Raw genomic sequence first — 15,330 nt, 5'->3', positions numbered from 1 at the left:
GCCACGTCCTGTCGCGGCTGCGCCGCCAGGCCGCACAACGGGCGTCTCCGGTCAGGACAGGAGGGCTGCGATTTGCGCGGCGGCCTCTCGGGCCGGGCGTCCGACGCCGATCAGGGTGGCCGAAGCGGGGCCGGTCCAGTCGCCGTAGCCGAGCAGGTGCAGCCGCGGTTCGCCGAGGGCACGCGTGCCCTCGGTGGCGATGTGCCCGCGGGCCCCGCACAGGCCCAGCGGGGCCAGGTGGGACAGGGCGGGCCGAAAGCCCGTGCACCAGATCACCGCGTCCGCGTAAGCCGAGGTCCCGTCGGTCCACTGCACCCCGTCGCGGGTGAGGCGCTCGAACATCGGCTGGGCCTTCAGCAGTCCGGCGTCCCGGGCGGCGCGGACGGAGGCACGGCGACGATGTCGCCGAGCGAGGCCACACCGCCGGTGTCGGCCGTGCCGGCGTCCAGGGCGCGGCGGCGGGTGGTCGCGGCGTCGAACAATGCGCGGCCGTCGATGTCGTCGGCCAGGTAGCGGGGCGGGCGCTGGGTGACCCAGGTCAGGTCGACGCCGTCGTGAGCGGCGAGGTCGGCAGCGATCTGTGCGCCGGAGTTCCCACCGCCCACGACCACGACACGCTGGCCGATGAAGTCGGCCGGGCGCTGGTAGCCGGTGGTGTGCACCTGGCGGCCGGCGAACACCTCCCGGCCGGGGACGGCGGGCAGGAAGGGGCGCCACCATGTGCCGGTCGCCGAAACCACAGTTCTGGTCGTCCAGACACCTGCATCTGTCTCCACCCGAAGTCGCCCGGCGTCGGGCCGTACGGCGCTCACCCGGACCGGGCGTTGCACGGGCAGGTCGTAGCGCTGCTCGTAGTCGGCCAGGTAGTCGACGACGTGAGAGGCCTTCGGGTACTCCTGGCCCGCCTGGGCGGGCATGAGCCGGCCGGGCAGCGAGGAGAACGCGGCCGGGGAGAACAGGTGCAGGGAGTCCCAGGTGTGCCGCCAGGCCCCGCCCGGCGCGGCCTGGGCGTCGAGGATGACGAAGTCGAGCTTCTTGCGGCGCAGGTGGTAGCCGGCGGCGAGCCCGGCCTGCCCGCCGCCGATCACCACCACATCCGCCGTGCGCGTCACGGGGCCGTCGTCAGGGCTCCGGCGCTGAACTTCTTGCGCCAGGCCAGGGCCACGTAGACCAGGCCGATCAGCACCGGGACCTCGATGAGCGGGCCGACGACGCCGGACAGGGCCTGGCCGGAGGTGACGCCGAAGGTGGCGATGGCCACCGCGATGGCGAGCTCGAAGTTGTTGCCGGCCGCTGTGAACGCCAGCGTCGCCGTGCGGTCGTAGGCGAGACCGAGGCCCTTGCCCAGCAGGAAGGTGCCGAAGAACATCACCGCGAAGTACACCAGCAGCGGCAGCGCGATCCGTACGACGTCCAGCGGCTGCGAGGTGATCGTCTTTCCCTGGAGGGCGAAGAGGATGACGATCGTGAACAGCAGCCCGTACAGCGCCCACGGCCCGATCTTCGGCAGGAACGTGGACTCGTACTTCTCGCGGCCCATCTTCCGCTCACCGATCCGGCGGGTGAGGAACCCGGCCAGGAGCGGGACGCCGAGGAAGATGACGACGTTCAGGGCGATCTTCCACATGGAGATGTCGAGGTGCTCGCCGTCGCCCAGGCCGAGCCAGCCGGGCAGCAGGTCCAGGTACAGCCAGCCCAGCAGACCGAATGCGATCACCTGGAACACCGAGTTGAGGGCCACCAGGACGGCGGCGGCCTCACGGTCGCCGCACGCGAGGTCGTTCCAGATGATGACCATGGCAATGCAGCGGGCCAGGCCGACGATGATCAGGCCGGTGCGGTACTCGGGCAGGTCCGGCAGGAAGATCCAGGCCAGCGCGAACATGACCGCGGGGCCGACGATCCAGTTGATGACGAGGGACGAGATCATCAGCTTGCGGTCACCGGTGACGGCGTCCAGCTTGTCGTAGCGGACCTTGGCCAGGACCGGATACATCATGATCAGCAGGCCGACGGCGATCGGCAGGGAGATGCCCCCGATCTCGACCTTGGCGAGGGCGTCGTTCAAGCCGGGGATGGCGCGGCCAAGTCCCAGGCCGAGCGCCATGGCCAGCAGGATCCAGACAGCGAGGAAGCGGTCGAGCGTCGACAACTTCGCGACGACCGAGGAGTCCCCGTCAGTGGTCGCGGGTGCTTCGGTGGGGGTCACGGACAGGCCCTCTTGTTCTCGGCAGCGGTACGGGCGGAGGCGGCCAGCGCGGCGAACTGCTCGGACAACCCGCCCAGGACGTCGGGCTTGAGCTTGAAGTAGGTGAACCGGCCGCACGGCTCGGTCTCCACCAGCCCGGCCTCACGCAGCACCTTCATATGGTTGGACAGGTTGGTCTGCTTGGCTCCGGTCTCCTCGACCAGGTGCGTCATGCAGAGCGTCTCGCGCGCCAGCAGGGTCACTATTTTCAGGCGGAGCGGATCACCCAACACCCGGATCACATCAGGATCGACTGAAGTCAGCATGCCCTGATACTGTCACATCATCACGTGCTGACACCAGCGCGGGCTGACTTATTGGACGCGTCGAAGGAGTCCCCGTGTCCACCTCGTCCCCACCCCTCCTGCCCGACCGGCGCCTGGCCGCCGGAGTCGCCCGCCTCGCCACCCGGCCCGCCGCCCGCTTCTCCGCCGAGACCGTCCAGGCGCTGCTCACCGACTCCTACAGCCTCCCGGCCTCCACCGCGCAGATACGCACGCACCTGGTCGTGCCGGCCGAACGCTTCACCGCGGAACGCCTTGACGCCCTCGCCCACGTCCAGGGCGCCCCCGGCAGCGGGCTGCCGCGCGTGCTGTTCGCTGCTGTCCTCCCTGACCGCCTGAACCGCCGCTGATCCTGAAGGAAGAACCCATGTCCACCGCCCCGCTCGCCTCCGTGCTCTTCGTCTGCGTCCACAACGCCGGCCGCTCCCAGATGGCCGCCGGATTCCTGAACCATCTCGCGGGTGACCGGATCGAGGTCCGCTCCGCCGGCTCGATCCCGGGCGACCAGGTCAACCCGGCCGCCGTCGAGGCGATGAGGGAAGTCGGCGTCGACATCGCCGAGGCCAAGCCCAAGATCCTCACCACCGAGGCCGTCCAGGCATCCGACTACGTCATCACCATGGGCTGCGGCGACGCCTGCCCGATCTTCCCCGGCAAGAAGTACCTGGACTGGGCCCTCGAGGACCCGGCCGGCAAGGGCGTCGAGTCGGTGCGCCCCATCCGCGACGAGATCAAGACCCGCATCGAGATCCTGATCGCCGAGATCGACGCCAAGCAGGAGGCGTGAGCGGTGTGAGCGGCACGACCACCGACGGTGTGCGGGACGTCATTGTCATCGGCTCCGGCCCCGCCGGATACACCGCCGCCCTCTACACCGCCCGAGCGGAGCTCAAGCCGCTCGTCTTCGGCGGCGCGATCTTCGTCGGCGGGGCGCTGACCACGACGACCGAGGTCGAGAACTTCCCCGGCTTCCCCGAGGGCATCGACGGCCCGGTCCTCATGGAGAACATGCGGGCCCAGGCGATGCGCTTCGGCGCGGAGATGGTCGATGACGACATCGTCGAAGTGGACCTGACCGGGGACATCAAGACCGTCACCGACACGGCCGGCACCGTGCACCGGGCGAAGGCCGTCATCGTCGCCACCGGGTCCGGCTACCGCAAGCTCGGTCTGCCCAAGGAGGACGAGCTCTCCGGGCGGGGCGTGTCCTGGTGCGCGACGTGCGACGGGTTCTTCTTCCGTGACCGCGACATCGTCGTGGTCGGCGGCGGCGACACCGCGATGGAGGAGGCCACCTTCCTCACCCGCTTCGCCCGCTCCGTGACCGTCGTGCACCGCCGCTCCGCCCTGCGCGCCTCCCAGGTCATGCAAAACCGCGCCTTCGCCGACGACAAGATCTCCTTCGCCTTCGACAGTGAGATCGCCGAGATCAAGGAGCAGGACGGCAAGCTCGCCGGCGTCGTGCTGCGCGACGTGTTCACCGGCGCTACCCGCGACCTGGACGTGACGGGCCTGTTCATCGCGATCGGGCACGACCCGCGGACCGAACTGTTCAAGGGCCAGCTGGACCTGGACGAACAGGGCTACCTGACCGTCGACGCGCCCTCAACGCGTACCGACCTGCCCGGCGTCTTCGCCGCCGGTGACGTCGTCGACCACACCTACCGCCAGGCCATCACCGCCGCCGCCAGCGGCTGCCAGGCCGCCCTGGACGCCGAACGCCACCTCGCGGCACTGGGCGACGAACACTCCCTCGCCCCGGTCCCCGCGTAAGGCGCAGCGAGGGCCTCCCGCTGCTCGTCCGGGCTCGCCACCAAACGCCCAGGATCATCGCCCCGGAGTGGTCTGTCCCGTCCTTGACGGTTGGGAGGCGTCGGTGAGGTCGGCGCCGGTGGCGGCGTCCCGCTGGGAGTGGTTGGTGCCGTGCCAGTCCAGGCACATGACGGTGGCGTCGTCCTGCAGGTGGCCGTCGTTGGCGTCGACGATCGCCGCGATGAGAGTGCGGGCGGCCTCGCGGGGATGCAGCGCGCGGGTGCGCTCGATCAGGTCGGACAGATCGAGGTCGCCTGCGTTGTGCTCCAGCATGCCGTCGGTCAGCATCACCAGCCGGTCGCCCGGACGCAGGTCCAGCGACTGGACCCGGTAGGTATGAGGGGTGTCGAAGCCGAACGGCATATCGACCGTCGGAGTGATCTCCCGCACCTGGCCGTCCCGCATCCGCAGCGGCCAGGGGTGCCCGGCGTTGACGAACTCGGTCTTGCCGTCGAGCAGGCTGATACGCAGGAGCTGGCCGGTGACGTAGCCCTTGTGGCCGTGCTCGCGCATGGCCTGGTCTGCCTGGCGGGCCTGCTCGGCGAGATCGGCACCGGCCCGCCGGGCCCGGCGCAGGGCGCCCACCGCGAGGGTGGCCAGCAGCGCGGCCTCGACATCGTGCCCCATGGCATCGGTGACGGAGAGCTGGACGGTGTCCCGGCCGATCGCGTAGTCGAAGGTGTCACCCCCGACGTGGTCGGCCGGCTCCAGCGACCCGGCCACCGCGAACTGCGCCGCCTCGCACGCCAGCGACGCCGGGAGCAGCCGGTGCTGGATCTCCGCGGCCAGACTCAGCGGCTTGGTCCGGCGTCCCCACTGGTACACGTCGGTGAAGGACCGGTTCGCGATGACGAGATACGCCAGCGCGTGCGCGGTCTCGCCGATCTCCCGCATCACCTCCGCGTCCGGCGCTGTGGGCAGGAACAGTTCGAGGAGCCCGATGGCGTCCCCGCGGTTGGTCACCGGGGCGACGATGCGCACCGGCGCGCTCTCACCCTTGTCCTCCACGCCCGGCCGCTGGGTACGGATCACATCGTCGTACAGGGTGCCCCGCAGCGTGATGCGCCGGGCGGGTTCATCGATATCAACGCTGCCCGCCGCCCCCAGCCGTACGACCGAACTGCCGGTGAAGTCGGTGATCAGGAACGACACCGACACGGCCCCGAGGCGCTCCTTGAGCATGCGCGCGACCACGTCGAGCGACTCCACGGGCGCCGCGGCCTCCGCCGCCTCCAGCGTCCCCGCCAAAGTCATCTCCCGGCCCCGGCCGCTCTCGTCCCCGGCAGGACGAGAGACTCGCCCGCCGTTCGGCCCTCCTACAGTCACAGCGACTCCTTCATTGCTCGATGACGCTCAGGACTTCGCCGGAAGACGCGGAAGACCTGTTCCGATCCCGGTACCCGGACAGGTCACACTTCACCACCGGCCCACCTTGTGCCCGCTACGTAACACCGTCAGGTGGCTGCGAGGAGGATGGCGGTGTAGTGCGCGGTGAAGGCGGCGATGGTCAGGGCGTGGAAGACCTCGTGGAAGCCGAACCAGGCCGGTGAGGGGTCCGGGCGCTTGAGCCCGTAGACCACGGCTCCCGCGGTGTAGAGCAGACCACCGGCTATGACGAGGGCAACGACGCCGGCGCCGCCGGCGTGCGCGAAGTCGGGCAGATTGAAGACGGCCACCCAGCCCAACGCGATGTAACACGGGGTGTAGAGCCACCGGGGAGCCCCGATCCACAAGATGCGGAAGGCGATCCCGGCCAGCGCGCCAGCCCACACCACCGCCAGCAGCACCCTCTGACGGCCTTCGGGCAGCAGCAGTACCGCCAACGGTGTGTACGTGCCGGCAATGATCAGGAAGATGTTCGCGTGGTCCAGCCGCCGCAGAACCGCCTCACCGCGCGGACCCCACGTCCCGCGGTGGTAGACCGCGCTGGTGCCGAACAGCAGGCAGGCCGACACCGCGTACACCGCGCAGGCCGCCACAGCCGCGCCCGTGCGCGAAACGGCGATCAGGACGATGCCCCCGGCCAACGCGAGGGGGAACACCCCGGCGTGCAGCCAGCCCCGCAGCATCGGCTTCAGCGCGGTCGCGGCGCGCTCCACCCCGGCTTCCAGGTCGGCGGCTGCCTGCCCGGCAGCCGACCGGCCAACCGCGCCTGCACGGGCATCAGTCGAGGGGGTTCGCGGGCTGCCGGGACGGGGCTCCGGCTCCCGTCCCCGCACGGGCGACTGGGCATCTTCGGCGATCATGCGCTCATATTCTTGAATTCGGCGGAAGAGGGCGGGTCAGACGCCGGCCGGGTGCGGGGTTGCGGTGCGGCGGTGTTCGGCGTTGATGCGCTGGGCTTCCTCGAGCTGGTCTTCGAGGATGATGATGCGGCAGGCGGCCTCGATGGGGGTGCCCTGGTCGACGAGTTCCCGGGCCCGTGCGGCGATGCGCAGCTGGTAGCGGGAGTAGCGGCGGTGGCCGCCCGCGGAGCGCAGCGGAGTGATCAGGCGGTGTTCGCCGATGGCGCGCAGGAAGCCCTGCGTAGTGCCGAGCATCTCAGCGGCCCGGCCCATGGTGTAGGCGGGGTAGTCGTCATCGTCGAGACGGCCGAAGGAATCGTCTGCTGTCATCTGACCTCTCTGTGGCACGCGTGGAGGGCCCTGGCGCCGTACGGCGCCAGGGCCCGAAGGAACTGCTACACCATCTGCCGGCCCTGTTACTGCGCCGGCCTTCTGTCACCGCACGCCCGACCGAACTGCTGCCGGGAATGCTGGGATCGCGGTTGCTCGACCGGAGACCACCTCACTATCGATGTCCTGCGGTACCCGGACTCAACAAGCCGCCCGGGCGATCCTGATGGCGCCCACTTCCTCCGTTCATTCCCTCAATGCTGGTACTGCTCCTGCGCACTGCTGGTGATGCGAACTGCTGGCGGCCTGTGACAGCGCCGCGCTTCGGCAGCCAGCCCCGTCGCCCGTCCTGCATCTGCTCTGGCTTGGAACCCCACTGCCGAACCTCCCGGTGCGCGCGTCCGCAGCCGACGCCTTCACCGAGGTACCGCTCACTGACTGCACTGCTGGGTACTGCGAACTTCACTTGCGGGTACTGCCACTGCGGTACTGCTGACGGCGGCCCCTGATCACTGCGGGCCACCCGGTCCGGTCGTCAGTCCCGTCACCGTCCTGCAACCCTGGCTCCGGAACTCCACCACCGCACCGTCTTGCGCACTGCAACTACGTACTGCCGCCAGGCAGTTCGTGTCTGCCAGGCCTTGCTGTCTCTCTGATCTACGAGAGAAACCATAACCACATCACCACCCAATGTCTACTCCGGCCAACACAGGTTTTCTGAGTGTCCGACGGGGAGGCAGTCGGCCGTCGAGCAGCGACAAGGGCACCGGACGGGGTCCGCCCAGGCCGAGGAAGGCTCCTGCGGTACACCGTCCGTACCACCGCCCTTGCCCGGACGGCCAGCTCATCGGTTGCCGGGGCCACTCTCCCCGGCGCGGTCATCCATGAGCGACTCGTACAACCGTGATGCGAGGTTGTGCGTGGGGTCGGATTTCGGGGGTATCTGAACGCCCTTAGCCGGATTGCTCAGAACAAGGTGGCGGTATGGGGCCAGTGGTGCACGAAGACGAGGGTCAGTCGCTGGCCAGCCGTCCCCTACGGTCCGCAGTCGCCCTGGAGGACGGGGAGCGGATCGGTGTGGCCCGGGTTGCGGCCCGCCGTTTTATGACCGAGGTCCAGGCAGTCCACGGGATACCGGTGTCAGAGCGGGCGATGGGCCTGGCGGAGCTGGTGGTCAGCGAGCTGGTGACCAACGCGCACAAGTACGCGCCCGGCCCTTGCCTGCTGGATCTGGAGGTCAACGGCGGCGCCGTGGAAATCAGCGTCTGGGACGGCAATCCTGCCCTGCCGGTGCCGCAGGAAGCCGATCCGAACCGGATCGGCAAGCACGGCCTGGAGATCGTGATGGCCGTGTGCCGCAGCTTCGAGATCCGCCGCGAGCCGGTGGGCAAGCGCGTCAAAGCCGCGATCGTGCTGGCCGACGATCCCGGCGGGCACCCGGCAGGCCGGCTGATGTGACCGGCCCGGTCACCGGGCTGCTTCTCCACCTCCGGTACTGCACCTCAGTGCCCTGATGCCGCGGCATGGGCGCGGCGGCCCCTCTCCGATGCGCACTGGGAACCGATCCGGACCACGCTCACCACCTGACGGGCCGAGCGCAGAGGCAAGGGTCTCGACATCGGTCGCCCGCCTGAGCATGGCGTGCGCCGCATCATGGACACCAGCCTCCACGTCGACCGCACCGGCCTTGCCGTGGCCGCGTCCGGCGGCCGTCATCAGCCGTCGGCCACACCCGTGCGCGGCTGCCGATAGGGCCTTACCGCGCGGCGCGCTATGGCGAAACGGTGCGTCTCCGAGGGGCCGTCGTAGATACGGAACGGTCTTACCTCCCTGTACAAGCGGGCCAGCGGCGCGTCGGCGGCCGAGATGCCGAGCGCTCCGCAGATCTGCACCGCGCGGTCGACCACTCGGTTCACCGCCTCCGCCACGAAGGTCTTGGACACCGACGTGAGCTGCGAGGCGGCCGAGCCGGTGTCCAACTCCCAGGCGGTACGCAGGATCAGGGCGCGGCTCGCCTCGATGTCGATCTCCGAGTCGGCCAGCATCTGCTGGACCATGCCAAGGTCTCCCAGTGCCGAGCCGAATGCCATCCGGCTGCCCGCCCGCTCCAGCGCGACGTCCTGGGCGCGGCGGGCAGCTCCCAGCCAGCGCATGCAGTGGGTCATCCGGGCGGGACCGAGCCGGACCTGAGCGCCTTCGAAGCCGCGGTCCACGGCGCCGAGCACCTGCTCCTCCCCCACCACGCACTCCTCGAAGACGATCTCGCTGTGTCCGGCGAAGAGCGACTCGTCGAGGGTCTCGATGTCCCGGACGATGCGCATGCCGGGAGTGCCGGCGTCGACCAGGAACATGGTGGCGCCGCCCGGGTCGCCGGGGTTGCCGGAGGTCCGGGCCATGACGATGGCGAAGCCGGCTCCGTTGGCGCCGGTGATGAACCACTTGCGCCCGTCGATACGCCAGCCGCCGGGAACCCGGGTCGCGGTGGTCCGCAGGGAGCGGGGATCGGCACCCGCCCCCGGAGCCGGTTCGGTCATGGCGAAGCAGGACCGTGTCCCGCCCGCGGCCAGCGGGCGCAGATACGTCTGCTTCTGCTCTTCGGTGGCCACCTTGTCCAGCAGGTGCATGTTGCCCTCGTCCGGCGCCGCGCAGTTCAGCGCCAGGGGTCCGAGCAGCGAGTAGCCCGCCGCTTCGAACACCACCGCCTGTCCGCGCAGGTCGAGCCCGTGCCCGCCCCACCGCGTCGGCACATGTGGAGCGAACACACCCGCATCACGGGCGGCCTTCTGCAGGGTTTCCCGCAGTGTCTCGGGGGCGTCGTGCACGGACCCGCCGCACTCGCGCTCGGCCGGAATGACCACCTCGCGCACGAACCCGGCGGTCGATTCAGCGAGTTGGGCGACGGTCGGATCGACATCGAACTGGATGGGCACGGGGCCTCCCGCCGGCAGGCGTACGGGCATCGGCACCCGTCGCATCTAGAAACTGTATAGCGTCTTCAGTATCTTGCCGGAAAGCACCCGGCGACGGGAAGACGACAGGAGAAACGTCCATGAGCCTCTCCGCGAGCGCCGGACCGGTCCGGATCGTCCGCCACCCCGACGGGGTCGTTGAGCTGAGACTGGACGACCCGGGACGGGGCAACGCCCTGGACCTCAGAACGGCCGAAGCACTGCGGGACACAGCTGCCGAGGTAGCCGCGGACCCGGGCGGCGCGGTCCTGCTACGGGCGACGGGCAGCAGCTTCTGCGTAGGTGGTGACCTCCGCGCATTCGCCGGCCGCGGCACGGAGACCGGCTCTTACGTGCACGCCGTGGCGAGCGCCGCGCACACCGCGATACAGGCCCTGTACGACCTACCGGTGCCGATGGTGACCGCCGTGCGCGGCGCGGCCGCGGGCGGCGGGATCGGCCTCGCACTCGTGGGCGACATCGTCCTGGCGGCCAGGTCCGCGCGGTTCCGGCTGGCGTACACGGCGATCGGGCTCACGCCGGACTGCGGGGCCTCCTGGTTCCTGCCGCGCCTCGTGGGCCCCCGTACGGCAACGGACCTGATTCTCACCAACCGGCTCCTGACCGGCGACGACGCCGAACGGTGCGGCTTGGTCTCCCGGGCCGTGGACGACGAGGAACTGGACCACGCGGCACACCGGACCGCGGCCGATCTGGCCGCCGGCGCCACTGGCGCACTGCGCGCCGCGAAGGACCTGCTGCGCGCCGGCGCCGGTGACGAACTGCGGCGCCACCTCGCCGAAGAGGCACGGCTGATCGCCGCCCTGGCGGACAGCCGCGAAGCACAGGACCTCATGGCGTCGTTCCTCACCACTCGGGGCCGCCCGAAGTCGGGCGACAGCCGGACCGAGGCCAGGGAATCGGAAAGTGTTTCTTGAGACCCTCTTCACTAACAGGCCTGCCTGGGCGTAACCTCCGGGCAACACAGAACCGAGGAACCGGTCACCACAGAACCAGGGAAAAGGTGTGGCGATGCAATCTGCTGCCGTGGACCTTCCGGACGCTCCCGACGAGCATCTCACCGATGCCGTCGTCGACCTCGCTCTGCGGGGTATGTGGCGCGGCCGGCCTGAGTCCGAGCACCGTCCGCTGGTCGACGCCGGGCTGGCGATGGTGAAGGGGCCGGTGGTGCTGCCGACCGAGCGTGCCAAGGCCGTCGCCGCGCAGATCCTGCGGGTTCCCGCCGGCTCCGAGCAGGAGGAGCGGATCACCGCGGCGTACGAGGCCTTCCTTCCGATCAACCGGAAGATCCGCGACGTGTGCACGGCATGGCAGTGCCGCCCCGACGGCACCGCCAACGACCACACCGACGACGTCTACGACGCCGGGGTGCGCGAGTCGCTGGAAGACGTGCACGAGGCCATCCAGCCCGTACTGCGCAGGCTGGAGCGGGTGCTCGCGGGCAGCGGACGGTACCAGACGGACCTGGAGAGCGCCCTCGAACGCTTCGACGACGGCGCGCCGGCGTGGCTGGCCTCGCCGCTGTGCGACTCGTACCACACCGTGTGGATGCGGCTGCACCAGGAGCTGCTGCTGGTGCTGGGGATCAGCCGGGCCGAGGACGAGGCTCGTGAAGAGGAACTGGTCACAAGGAGCCGGGGTTGAGCATCACCGACCGCGAGGCGGGCCCGCACGTACAGGCCGAAGCGCTCCGTGCCCGGCCCGAGGCGCCGCTCGCCCCACCCGAGGCCCCCGGCCGGATCCTGGTCCCCTACGGGCAGGGTCGGATCCGGGGGCTCGACGCCGACGAGCTGGGCGCGCACGGAGCGGCGATGGACAGGCTGGTGGCCCTCGGGCTGCCGGTCGTGCCGGGGCTCACCGTGCCCGCAGGCGCCTGCGCCTCGCTGGGTGAACCCGACACCGCCGAAGCCGCCGTGGACCTGGTCGAACAGCTCTCGGGCCGGCGGATCGGCGACGCGGCCCGGCCACTGCTGCTGCGCCTGTCTGCGAGTGCGCCGACCGAGATCGCGGGACTGCCGCCCGACCTGGCCTGTCTCGGCGTGACCTCGGGAAACGTCGGCGACCTGTGCGCCGTCATCGGACGCGCAGAGGCTCTGTACGAGGTGTGGACCACCACCGTACGGATGATCGCCGAGCACGCCCTCGACGTGCCCGGTGCGGAACTCGACGACGCCCTCCTGGACATACCCGAGCCGCGCGCGCGGATCGAGGCGCTGCTCTCCCTGGTGGAACAGCACGGCTCACAGCCTTTCCCCGACGACCCCGCGCAGCAGCTCGCGCTGGCCGCACGGGCCCTCCTCGTCCGGTGGGACTCGCCCCGTGCGAGACGGTCCCGCCGGGCCCAGCGGCTCCCCGCCGAGCTGGCCGTCGCCCTGCACGTGCAGGCCCTGCGCATCGGACCGGCGGACCGCTCGGGCTACGGCACCGCGGTCAGCCGTGACCCCGAGACCGGGCGCCTCTCGCCCCAGGGCTCCTTCTTCCGGGGAGTGCGTCGCAGCGCCCCGCCGCCGCACACCGGTGAACCGCTGGACCGGCTCGCGGGCGGCACCGCCCTGCTGGAGCACTCCTTGCTCACCCTGGAACGTCATCTGCGCGCGCCCGTGTCGGTCGACTTCGAGGTGCGCGACGACGAGATCTCCCTGCTCGCCGCCTCGGCGCAGCTCCGCCCGCCGCTTCGGGCCTCGGTGTGTCTGGCCGCGGACCTGGCCCGGGACGGCGCGATCGGCCGCGAGGAGGGCGTGCGGCGGATCACCCCCGCGCAGGTGCAGGAACTGCTGCACCCCCAACTCCGGCTCACCGGCGGGGAGGAGCTCCTGGTGAAGGGGTTGCCCGCATCGCCGGGGGCCGCGACCGGGGCGGTCGTGCTGTCCAGTGAACGTGCCCTCGAACTGGCCGCGGACGGCGCTCAGGTCGTGCTGGTGGCTGCCGAGACGACTCCGGCGGACGTCCCCGGGATGCTGGCATCCGTCGCCGTGCTGACCGGCAGCGGCGGCATCGCCTCGCACGCCGCCGTGGTGGCACGGGGCGCCGGAAAGCCCGCCGTGTGCGGCGCCGAGGGGCTGCGCGTGGACCCGGCAGCCGGAACGGTCCGCTTCGGGGAGCGGATGGTGCGCGAGGGCGACCCCATCTCGCTGGACGGCCGTACCGGCGCCGTCTACGCGGGGACGCTGAGCGTCAGTGTCGCCGGACCGCCGCCCGAACTGTCCACCCTGTTGGAGTGGGCAGACGACACGCGCCGACTGGGTGTGCGGGTCAACGCCGACACGGCCACCGAGGTGGACACGGCCCTCGCCCTGGGCGCGGAGGGCGTCGGGCTGTGCCGTACGGAGCACCAGTTCCTCGGCGAGCGGCTGCCGCTGATCCGCCGGGTGCTCCTGGCCGCCGACCCGACCGCCCGCGACGAGGCGCTGTCGGCGCTGGAGCGCGCCCAGCACGAGGACTTCACGGCGCTGCTGACCGCCGTGGGGAACCGCCCGGTGACCGTGCGCCTGCTGGACGCCCCGCTGCACGAGTTCCTGCCCGCCCCCGGGCAGGCCCTGGACGCGGCCGAGGAACAGCGGGCGGCCGCGCTGCGCGAGGCGAACCCGATGCTCGGGCTGCGCGGGGTGCGGCTGGCACTGCTGCACGAGCGGCTCTACCCGGCGCAGGCCGAGGCGCTCTTCACCGCCTGGGCCGATGTCGCCGCCACCGGCATCCGGCCGGAGCTGGAGGTGATGATCCCGCTCGTGAGCCTGCCGGAGGAACTGGCCGCCGCGGCCGCGTACGTACGCGGAGCCGCCGACGCGGTCACCGCCCGCACCGGGGTGGAGGTCCCCTACCGGCTCGGCACGATGATCGAGACCCCGCGGGCCGCGCTGCTGGCCGGCGAACTCGCCGAGCACGCCGAGTTCTTCTCTTTCGGCACCAACGACCTCACTCAGCTCACCTATGGATTCTCCCGGGACGACGTCGAGCGCCAGGTGCTCGCCAACTACCAGGAGCGCGGGTTCCTCACCGGCAGCCCGTTCGCCCGGCTCGACCCGCACGGGGTGGGTGTGCTGATCGCCCTGGCGGCCGAGCGGGCACGGGAGGTGCGGCCCGGCATCAAGCTGGGCGTGTGCGGTGAACACGGCGGGGACCCCGAGTCGATCGCGTTCTGCGACGACCTCGGTCTCGACTACGTCTCCTGTTCCGCGCACCGCGTACCGGTGGCCCGGATGGCAGCCGCGCACAGTGCCCTGCGACAGAGTCGCGACGAGAGCAGAGGCGCGCGGCGTGACGAGAGCGGGAGCGCACGATGACGAGCACCGTGACCGACGGCTCGGCCCTGTCGGACAGTGAGCTGGAGGACCTGCGCGAGACCGTTCGGTCGGTGTGCGCGGACGCCGGCGGCACCGCCGCGGTACGCCGGCTGTCCGAAAAGGCCCCCGGCATCGACGCCGACCTGTGGGACGCCCTCGGCCGACAGGTCGGCCTCGCGGCCCTCGGCCTGCCCGAGTCGGCGGGAGGCATCGGCGGCCTCGCCGAGACAACCGTCGTCTGCGAGGAGTTGGGCAGGACCCTGGCACCGGTACCGCTGCTGTCCTCCACCGTCCTGGCCGGACAGGTGCTGGCCGGCTGCGGTACGGCCGACAAGGCGCTGGCCAGGCTGGCCGAGGGCACTCTGCACGCCCTGGCGGTGGCAGCGCCCGACGGGACCTGGCGGGCCGACGCGGTGCCGGTGGCCGTCTCCTGGCAGGGCAGCGTCCCGCTGCTGGACGGCACCGCGCCGTTCGTCCTCGACGGCGCCGACGCCGAGGCGCTGGTGGTGGCCGCGGCCGGGACCGACGGCGTGGACCTCTTCCTGGCCGACCCGCGCGAGTCGGGGGTGACGGTGCGCCAGGTGCCCACCCTGGACCTCAGCCGGGGCCAGGCGGTGGTCACCTTCTCTGCTGCCCGGGCCCGGCCACTGACAGCCCGCGGCAAGGGGGCGGACATCGTCTCCCGCGCCCTGGACGTGGCCCTGGTGGCACTGGCCGCCGAGCAACTGGGCGGAGCCCAGGCCGCCTTGGACATGACGGTGGCCCATGTGCGCGACCGTACCCAGTTCGGCAGGGCGATCGGCGGCTTCCAGGCGGTCAAGCACGCCTGCGCCGACATGCTGCTCCAGGTCGAGGCCGCACGGTCGGCCGTGGTGCGCGCGGTCCGGGCGGACGGCTCGCCGCAGGCGCTGGCCGAGGCCGCGGCGGTGGCCCAGGCCTGGTGCGGCGAGGCGTTCGTCTCCGTCGCCACCGAGTGCGTGCAGCTCCACGGCGGCATGGGCTTCACCTGGGAACACGACGCGCATCTGTACTTCCGGCGCGCCCAGTCCGACGCGGTCCTGCTGGGCGGCGCCGCACACCATCGGGAACGGCTGGCCGGGCTGCTCGCCTGGTGACGTGGAA

General features: G+C 71.2%; 14 protein-coding genes and 2 pseudogenes. 9 read left to right on the top strand and 7 right to left on the bottom strand.

Annotation, left to right across the window (positions count from 1 at the left end):
• Positions 1-51: 51 nt before the first annotated feature.
• From O1Q96_RS21255 to O1Q96_RS21245, 3 genes and pseudogenes are all read right to left on the bottom strand, one after another.
• Positions 52-1,112: pseudogene (locus tag O1Q96_RS21255) on the bottom strand (ArsO family NAD(P)H-dependent flavin-containing monooxygenase).
• Positions 1,109-2,209, bottom strand: coding sequence for an ACR3 family arsenite efflux transporter (gene arsB / locus O1Q96_RS21250; protein WP_269249719.1), 1,101 nt, complete (start codon positions 2,207-2,209; stop codon positions 1,109-1,111). The pseudogene O1Q96_RS21255 and the gene arsB overlap by 4 nt, the downstream one beginning before the upstream one ends.
• On the bottom strand, positions 2,206-2,514 hold the full coding sequence (locus O1Q96_RS21245; RefSeq protein WP_269249718.1) for an ArsR/SmtB family transcription factor: 309 nt from the start codon (positions 2,512-2,514) through the stop codon (positions 2,206-2,208). The genes arsB and O1Q96_RS21245 overlap by 4 nt, the downstream gene beginning before the upstream one ends.
• A 74-nt stretch (positions 2,515-2,588) precedes the next feature.
• Between O1Q96_RS21245 and O1Q96_RS21240 the strand changes: the two genes are divergently transcribed.
• From O1Q96_RS21240 to trxB, 3 genes are read left to right on the top strand one after another with little or no spacing between them, the layout of a single operon-like run.
• The gene (locus O1Q96_RS21240) at positions 2,589-2,882 is read left to right on the top strand and encodes a hypothetical protein (protein WP_269249717.1); all 294 of its coding nucleotides are present in this window, start codon (positions 2,589-2,591) and stop codon (positions 2,880-2,882) included.
• A 17-nt stretch (positions 2,883-2,899) separates the two neighbouring features.
• On the top strand, positions 2,900-3,319 hold the full coding sequence (locus tag O1Q96_RS21235) for an arsenate reductase ArsC (RefSeq protein ID WP_269249716.1): 420 nt from the start codon (positions 2,900-2,902) through the stop codon (positions 3,317-3,319).
• Between the two features lie 5 nt (positions 3,320-3,324).
• On the top strand, positions 3,325-4,305 hold the full coding sequence (gene trxB, locus O1Q96_RS21230; protein WP_269253670.1) for a thioredoxin-disulfide reductase: 981 nt from the start codon (positions 3,325-3,327) through the stop codon (positions 4,303-4,305).
• Between the two features lie 54 nt (positions 4,306-4,359).
• On the opposite strand, the gene O1Q96_RS21225 is transcribed toward trxB, so the two are convergent.
• The 3 genes from O1Q96_RS21225 to O1Q96_RS21215 all read right to left on the bottom strand — a co-directional run bounded on the left by O1Q96_RS21225 (position 4,360) and on the right by O1Q96_RS21215 (position 6,959).
• Positions 4,360-5,598: a PP2C family protein-serine/threonine phosphatase gene (locus O1Q96_RS21225; RefSeq protein WP_269253669.1), complete on the bottom strand. Its 1,239-nt coding sequence runs from the start codon at positions 5,596-5,598 to the stop codon at positions 4,360-4,362.
• 200 nt (positions 5,599-5,798) lie between these two features.
• Positions 5,799-6,590, bottom strand: a complete 792-nt coding sequence (trhA, locus tag O1Q96_RS21220) for a PAQR family membrane homeostasis protein TrhA (protein ID WP_269249715.1) — start codon at positions 6,588-6,590, stop codon at positions 5,799-5,801.
• Between the two features lie 36 nt (positions 6,591-6,626).
• Complete coding sequence (locus O1Q96_RS21215) at positions 6,627-6,959, bottom strand: MerR family transcriptional regulator (RefSeq protein ID WP_269249714.1); 333 nt, start codon at positions 6,957-6,959, stop codon at positions 6,627-6,629.
• Positions 6,960-7,943: 984 nt separating this feature from the next.
• Between O1Q96_RS21215 and O1Q96_RS21210 the strand changes: the two genes are divergently transcribed.
• Together O1Q96_RS21210 and O1Q96_RS44240 are read left to right on the top strand one after the other, a co-directional pair.
• Positions 7,944-8,417 carry an ATP-binding protein gene (locus O1Q96_RS21210; RefSeq protein ID WP_269249713.1) on the top strand — a complete coding sequence of 158 codons (474 nt, stop codon included), beginning with the start codon at positions 7,944-7,946 and terminating at the stop codon, positions 8,415-8,417.
• A gap of 105 nt (positions 8,418-8,522) precedes the next feature.
• Positions 8,523-8,648, top strand: a pseudogene (locus O1Q96_RS44240) (IS5 family transposase); the annotation flags it as partial.
• Positions 8,649-8,674: 26 nt separating this feature from the next.
• Here the strand turns inward: O1Q96_RS44240 and O1Q96_RS21205 are convergent.
• Positions 8,675-9,889 (bottom strand): acyl-CoA dehydrogenase family protein, encoded by a 1,215-nt coding sequence (locus O1Q96_RS21205; protein WP_269253668.1) that lies wholly within the window; start codon positions 9,887-9,889, stop codon positions 8,675-8,677.
• A 119-nt stretch (positions 9,890-10,008) separates the two neighbouring features.
• On the opposite strand from O1Q96_RS21205, the gene O1Q96_RS21200 reads away from it, so the two are divergent.
• From O1Q96_RS21200 to O1Q96_RS21185, 4 genes are all read left to right on the top strand, one after another.
• Entirely contained in the window at positions 10,009-10,845 is an 837-nt protein-coding gene (locus O1Q96_RS21200; RefSeq protein WP_269249712.1) for an enoyl-CoA hydratase/isomerase family protein, read from the top strand.
• A 94-nt stretch (positions 10,846-10,939) separates the two neighbouring features.
• Positions 10,940-11,572: a hypothetical protein gene (locus O1Q96_RS21195; RefSeq protein WP_269249711.1), complete on the top strand. Its 633-nt coding sequence runs from the start codon at positions 10,940-10,942 to the stop codon at positions 11,570-11,572.
• Positions 11,569-14,208 (top strand): putative PEP-binding protein, encoded by a 2,640-nt coding sequence (locus O1Q96_RS21190; RefSeq protein WP_269249710.1) that lies wholly within the window; start codon positions 11,569-11,571, stop codon positions 14,206-14,208. The genes O1Q96_RS21195 and O1Q96_RS21190 overlap by 4 nt, the downstream gene beginning before the upstream one ends.
• The gene (locus O1Q96_RS21185; RefSeq protein WP_269249709.1) at positions 14,205-15,323 is read left to right on the top strand and encodes an acyl-CoA dehydrogenase family protein; all 1,119 of its coding nucleotides are present in this window, start codon (positions 14,205-14,207) and stop codon (positions 15,321-15,323) included. The genes O1Q96_RS21190 and O1Q96_RS21185 overlap by 4 nt, the downstream gene beginning before the upstream one ends.
• Positions 15,324-15,330: the final 7 nt, after the last annotated feature.

Origin of the sequence: Streptomyces aurantiacus (assembly GCF_027107535.1) — a bacterium.
Taxonomy (GTDB): domain Bacteria; phylum Actinomycetota; class Actinomycetes; order Streptomycetales; family Streptomycetaceae; genus Streptomyces.
This window is presented reverse-complemented; position numbering and strand designations above follow the sequence as displayed.

Bases quoted from the DNA above. Each gene is read 5' to 3' on its own strand.
- O1Q96_RS21185 (WP_269249709.1), top strand. From the start codon at position 14,205: ATGACGAGCACCGTGACCGACGGCTCGGCCCTGTCGGACAGTGAGCTG.
- trhA (WP_269249715.1), bottom strand. From the start codon at position 6,590: ATGATCGCCGAAGATGCCCAGTCGCCCGTGCGGGGACGGGAGCCGGAG.
- O1Q96_RS21200 (WP_269249712.1), top strand. From the start codon at position 10,009: ATGAGCCTCTCCGCGAGCGCCGGACCGGTCCGGATCGTCCGCCACCCC.
- O1Q96_RS21245 (WP_269249718.1), bottom strand. From the start codon at position 2,514: ATGCTGACTTCAGTCGATCCTGATGTGATCCGGGTGTTGGGTGATCCG.
- O1Q96_RS21225 (WP_269253669.1), bottom strand. From the start codon at position 5,598: ATGACTTTGGCGGGGACGCTGGAGGCGGCGGAGGCCGCGGCGCCCGTG.
- O1Q96_RS21235 (WP_269249716.1), top strand. From the start codon at position 2,900: ATGTCCACCGCCCCGCTCGCCTCCGTGCTCTTCGTCTGCGTCCACAAC.
- O1Q96_RS21215 (WP_269249714.1), bottom strand. From the start codon at position 6,959: ATGACAGCAGACGATTCCTTCGGCCGTCTCGACGATGACGACTACCCC.
- O1Q96_RS21210 (WP_269249713.1), top strand. From the start codon at position 7,944: ATGGGGCCAGTGGTGCACGAAGACGAGGGTCAGTCGCTGGCCAGCCGT.
- O1Q96_RS21195 (WP_269249711.1), top strand. From the start codon at position 10,940: ATGCAATCTGCTGCCGTGGACCTTCCGGACGCTCCCGACGAGCATCTC.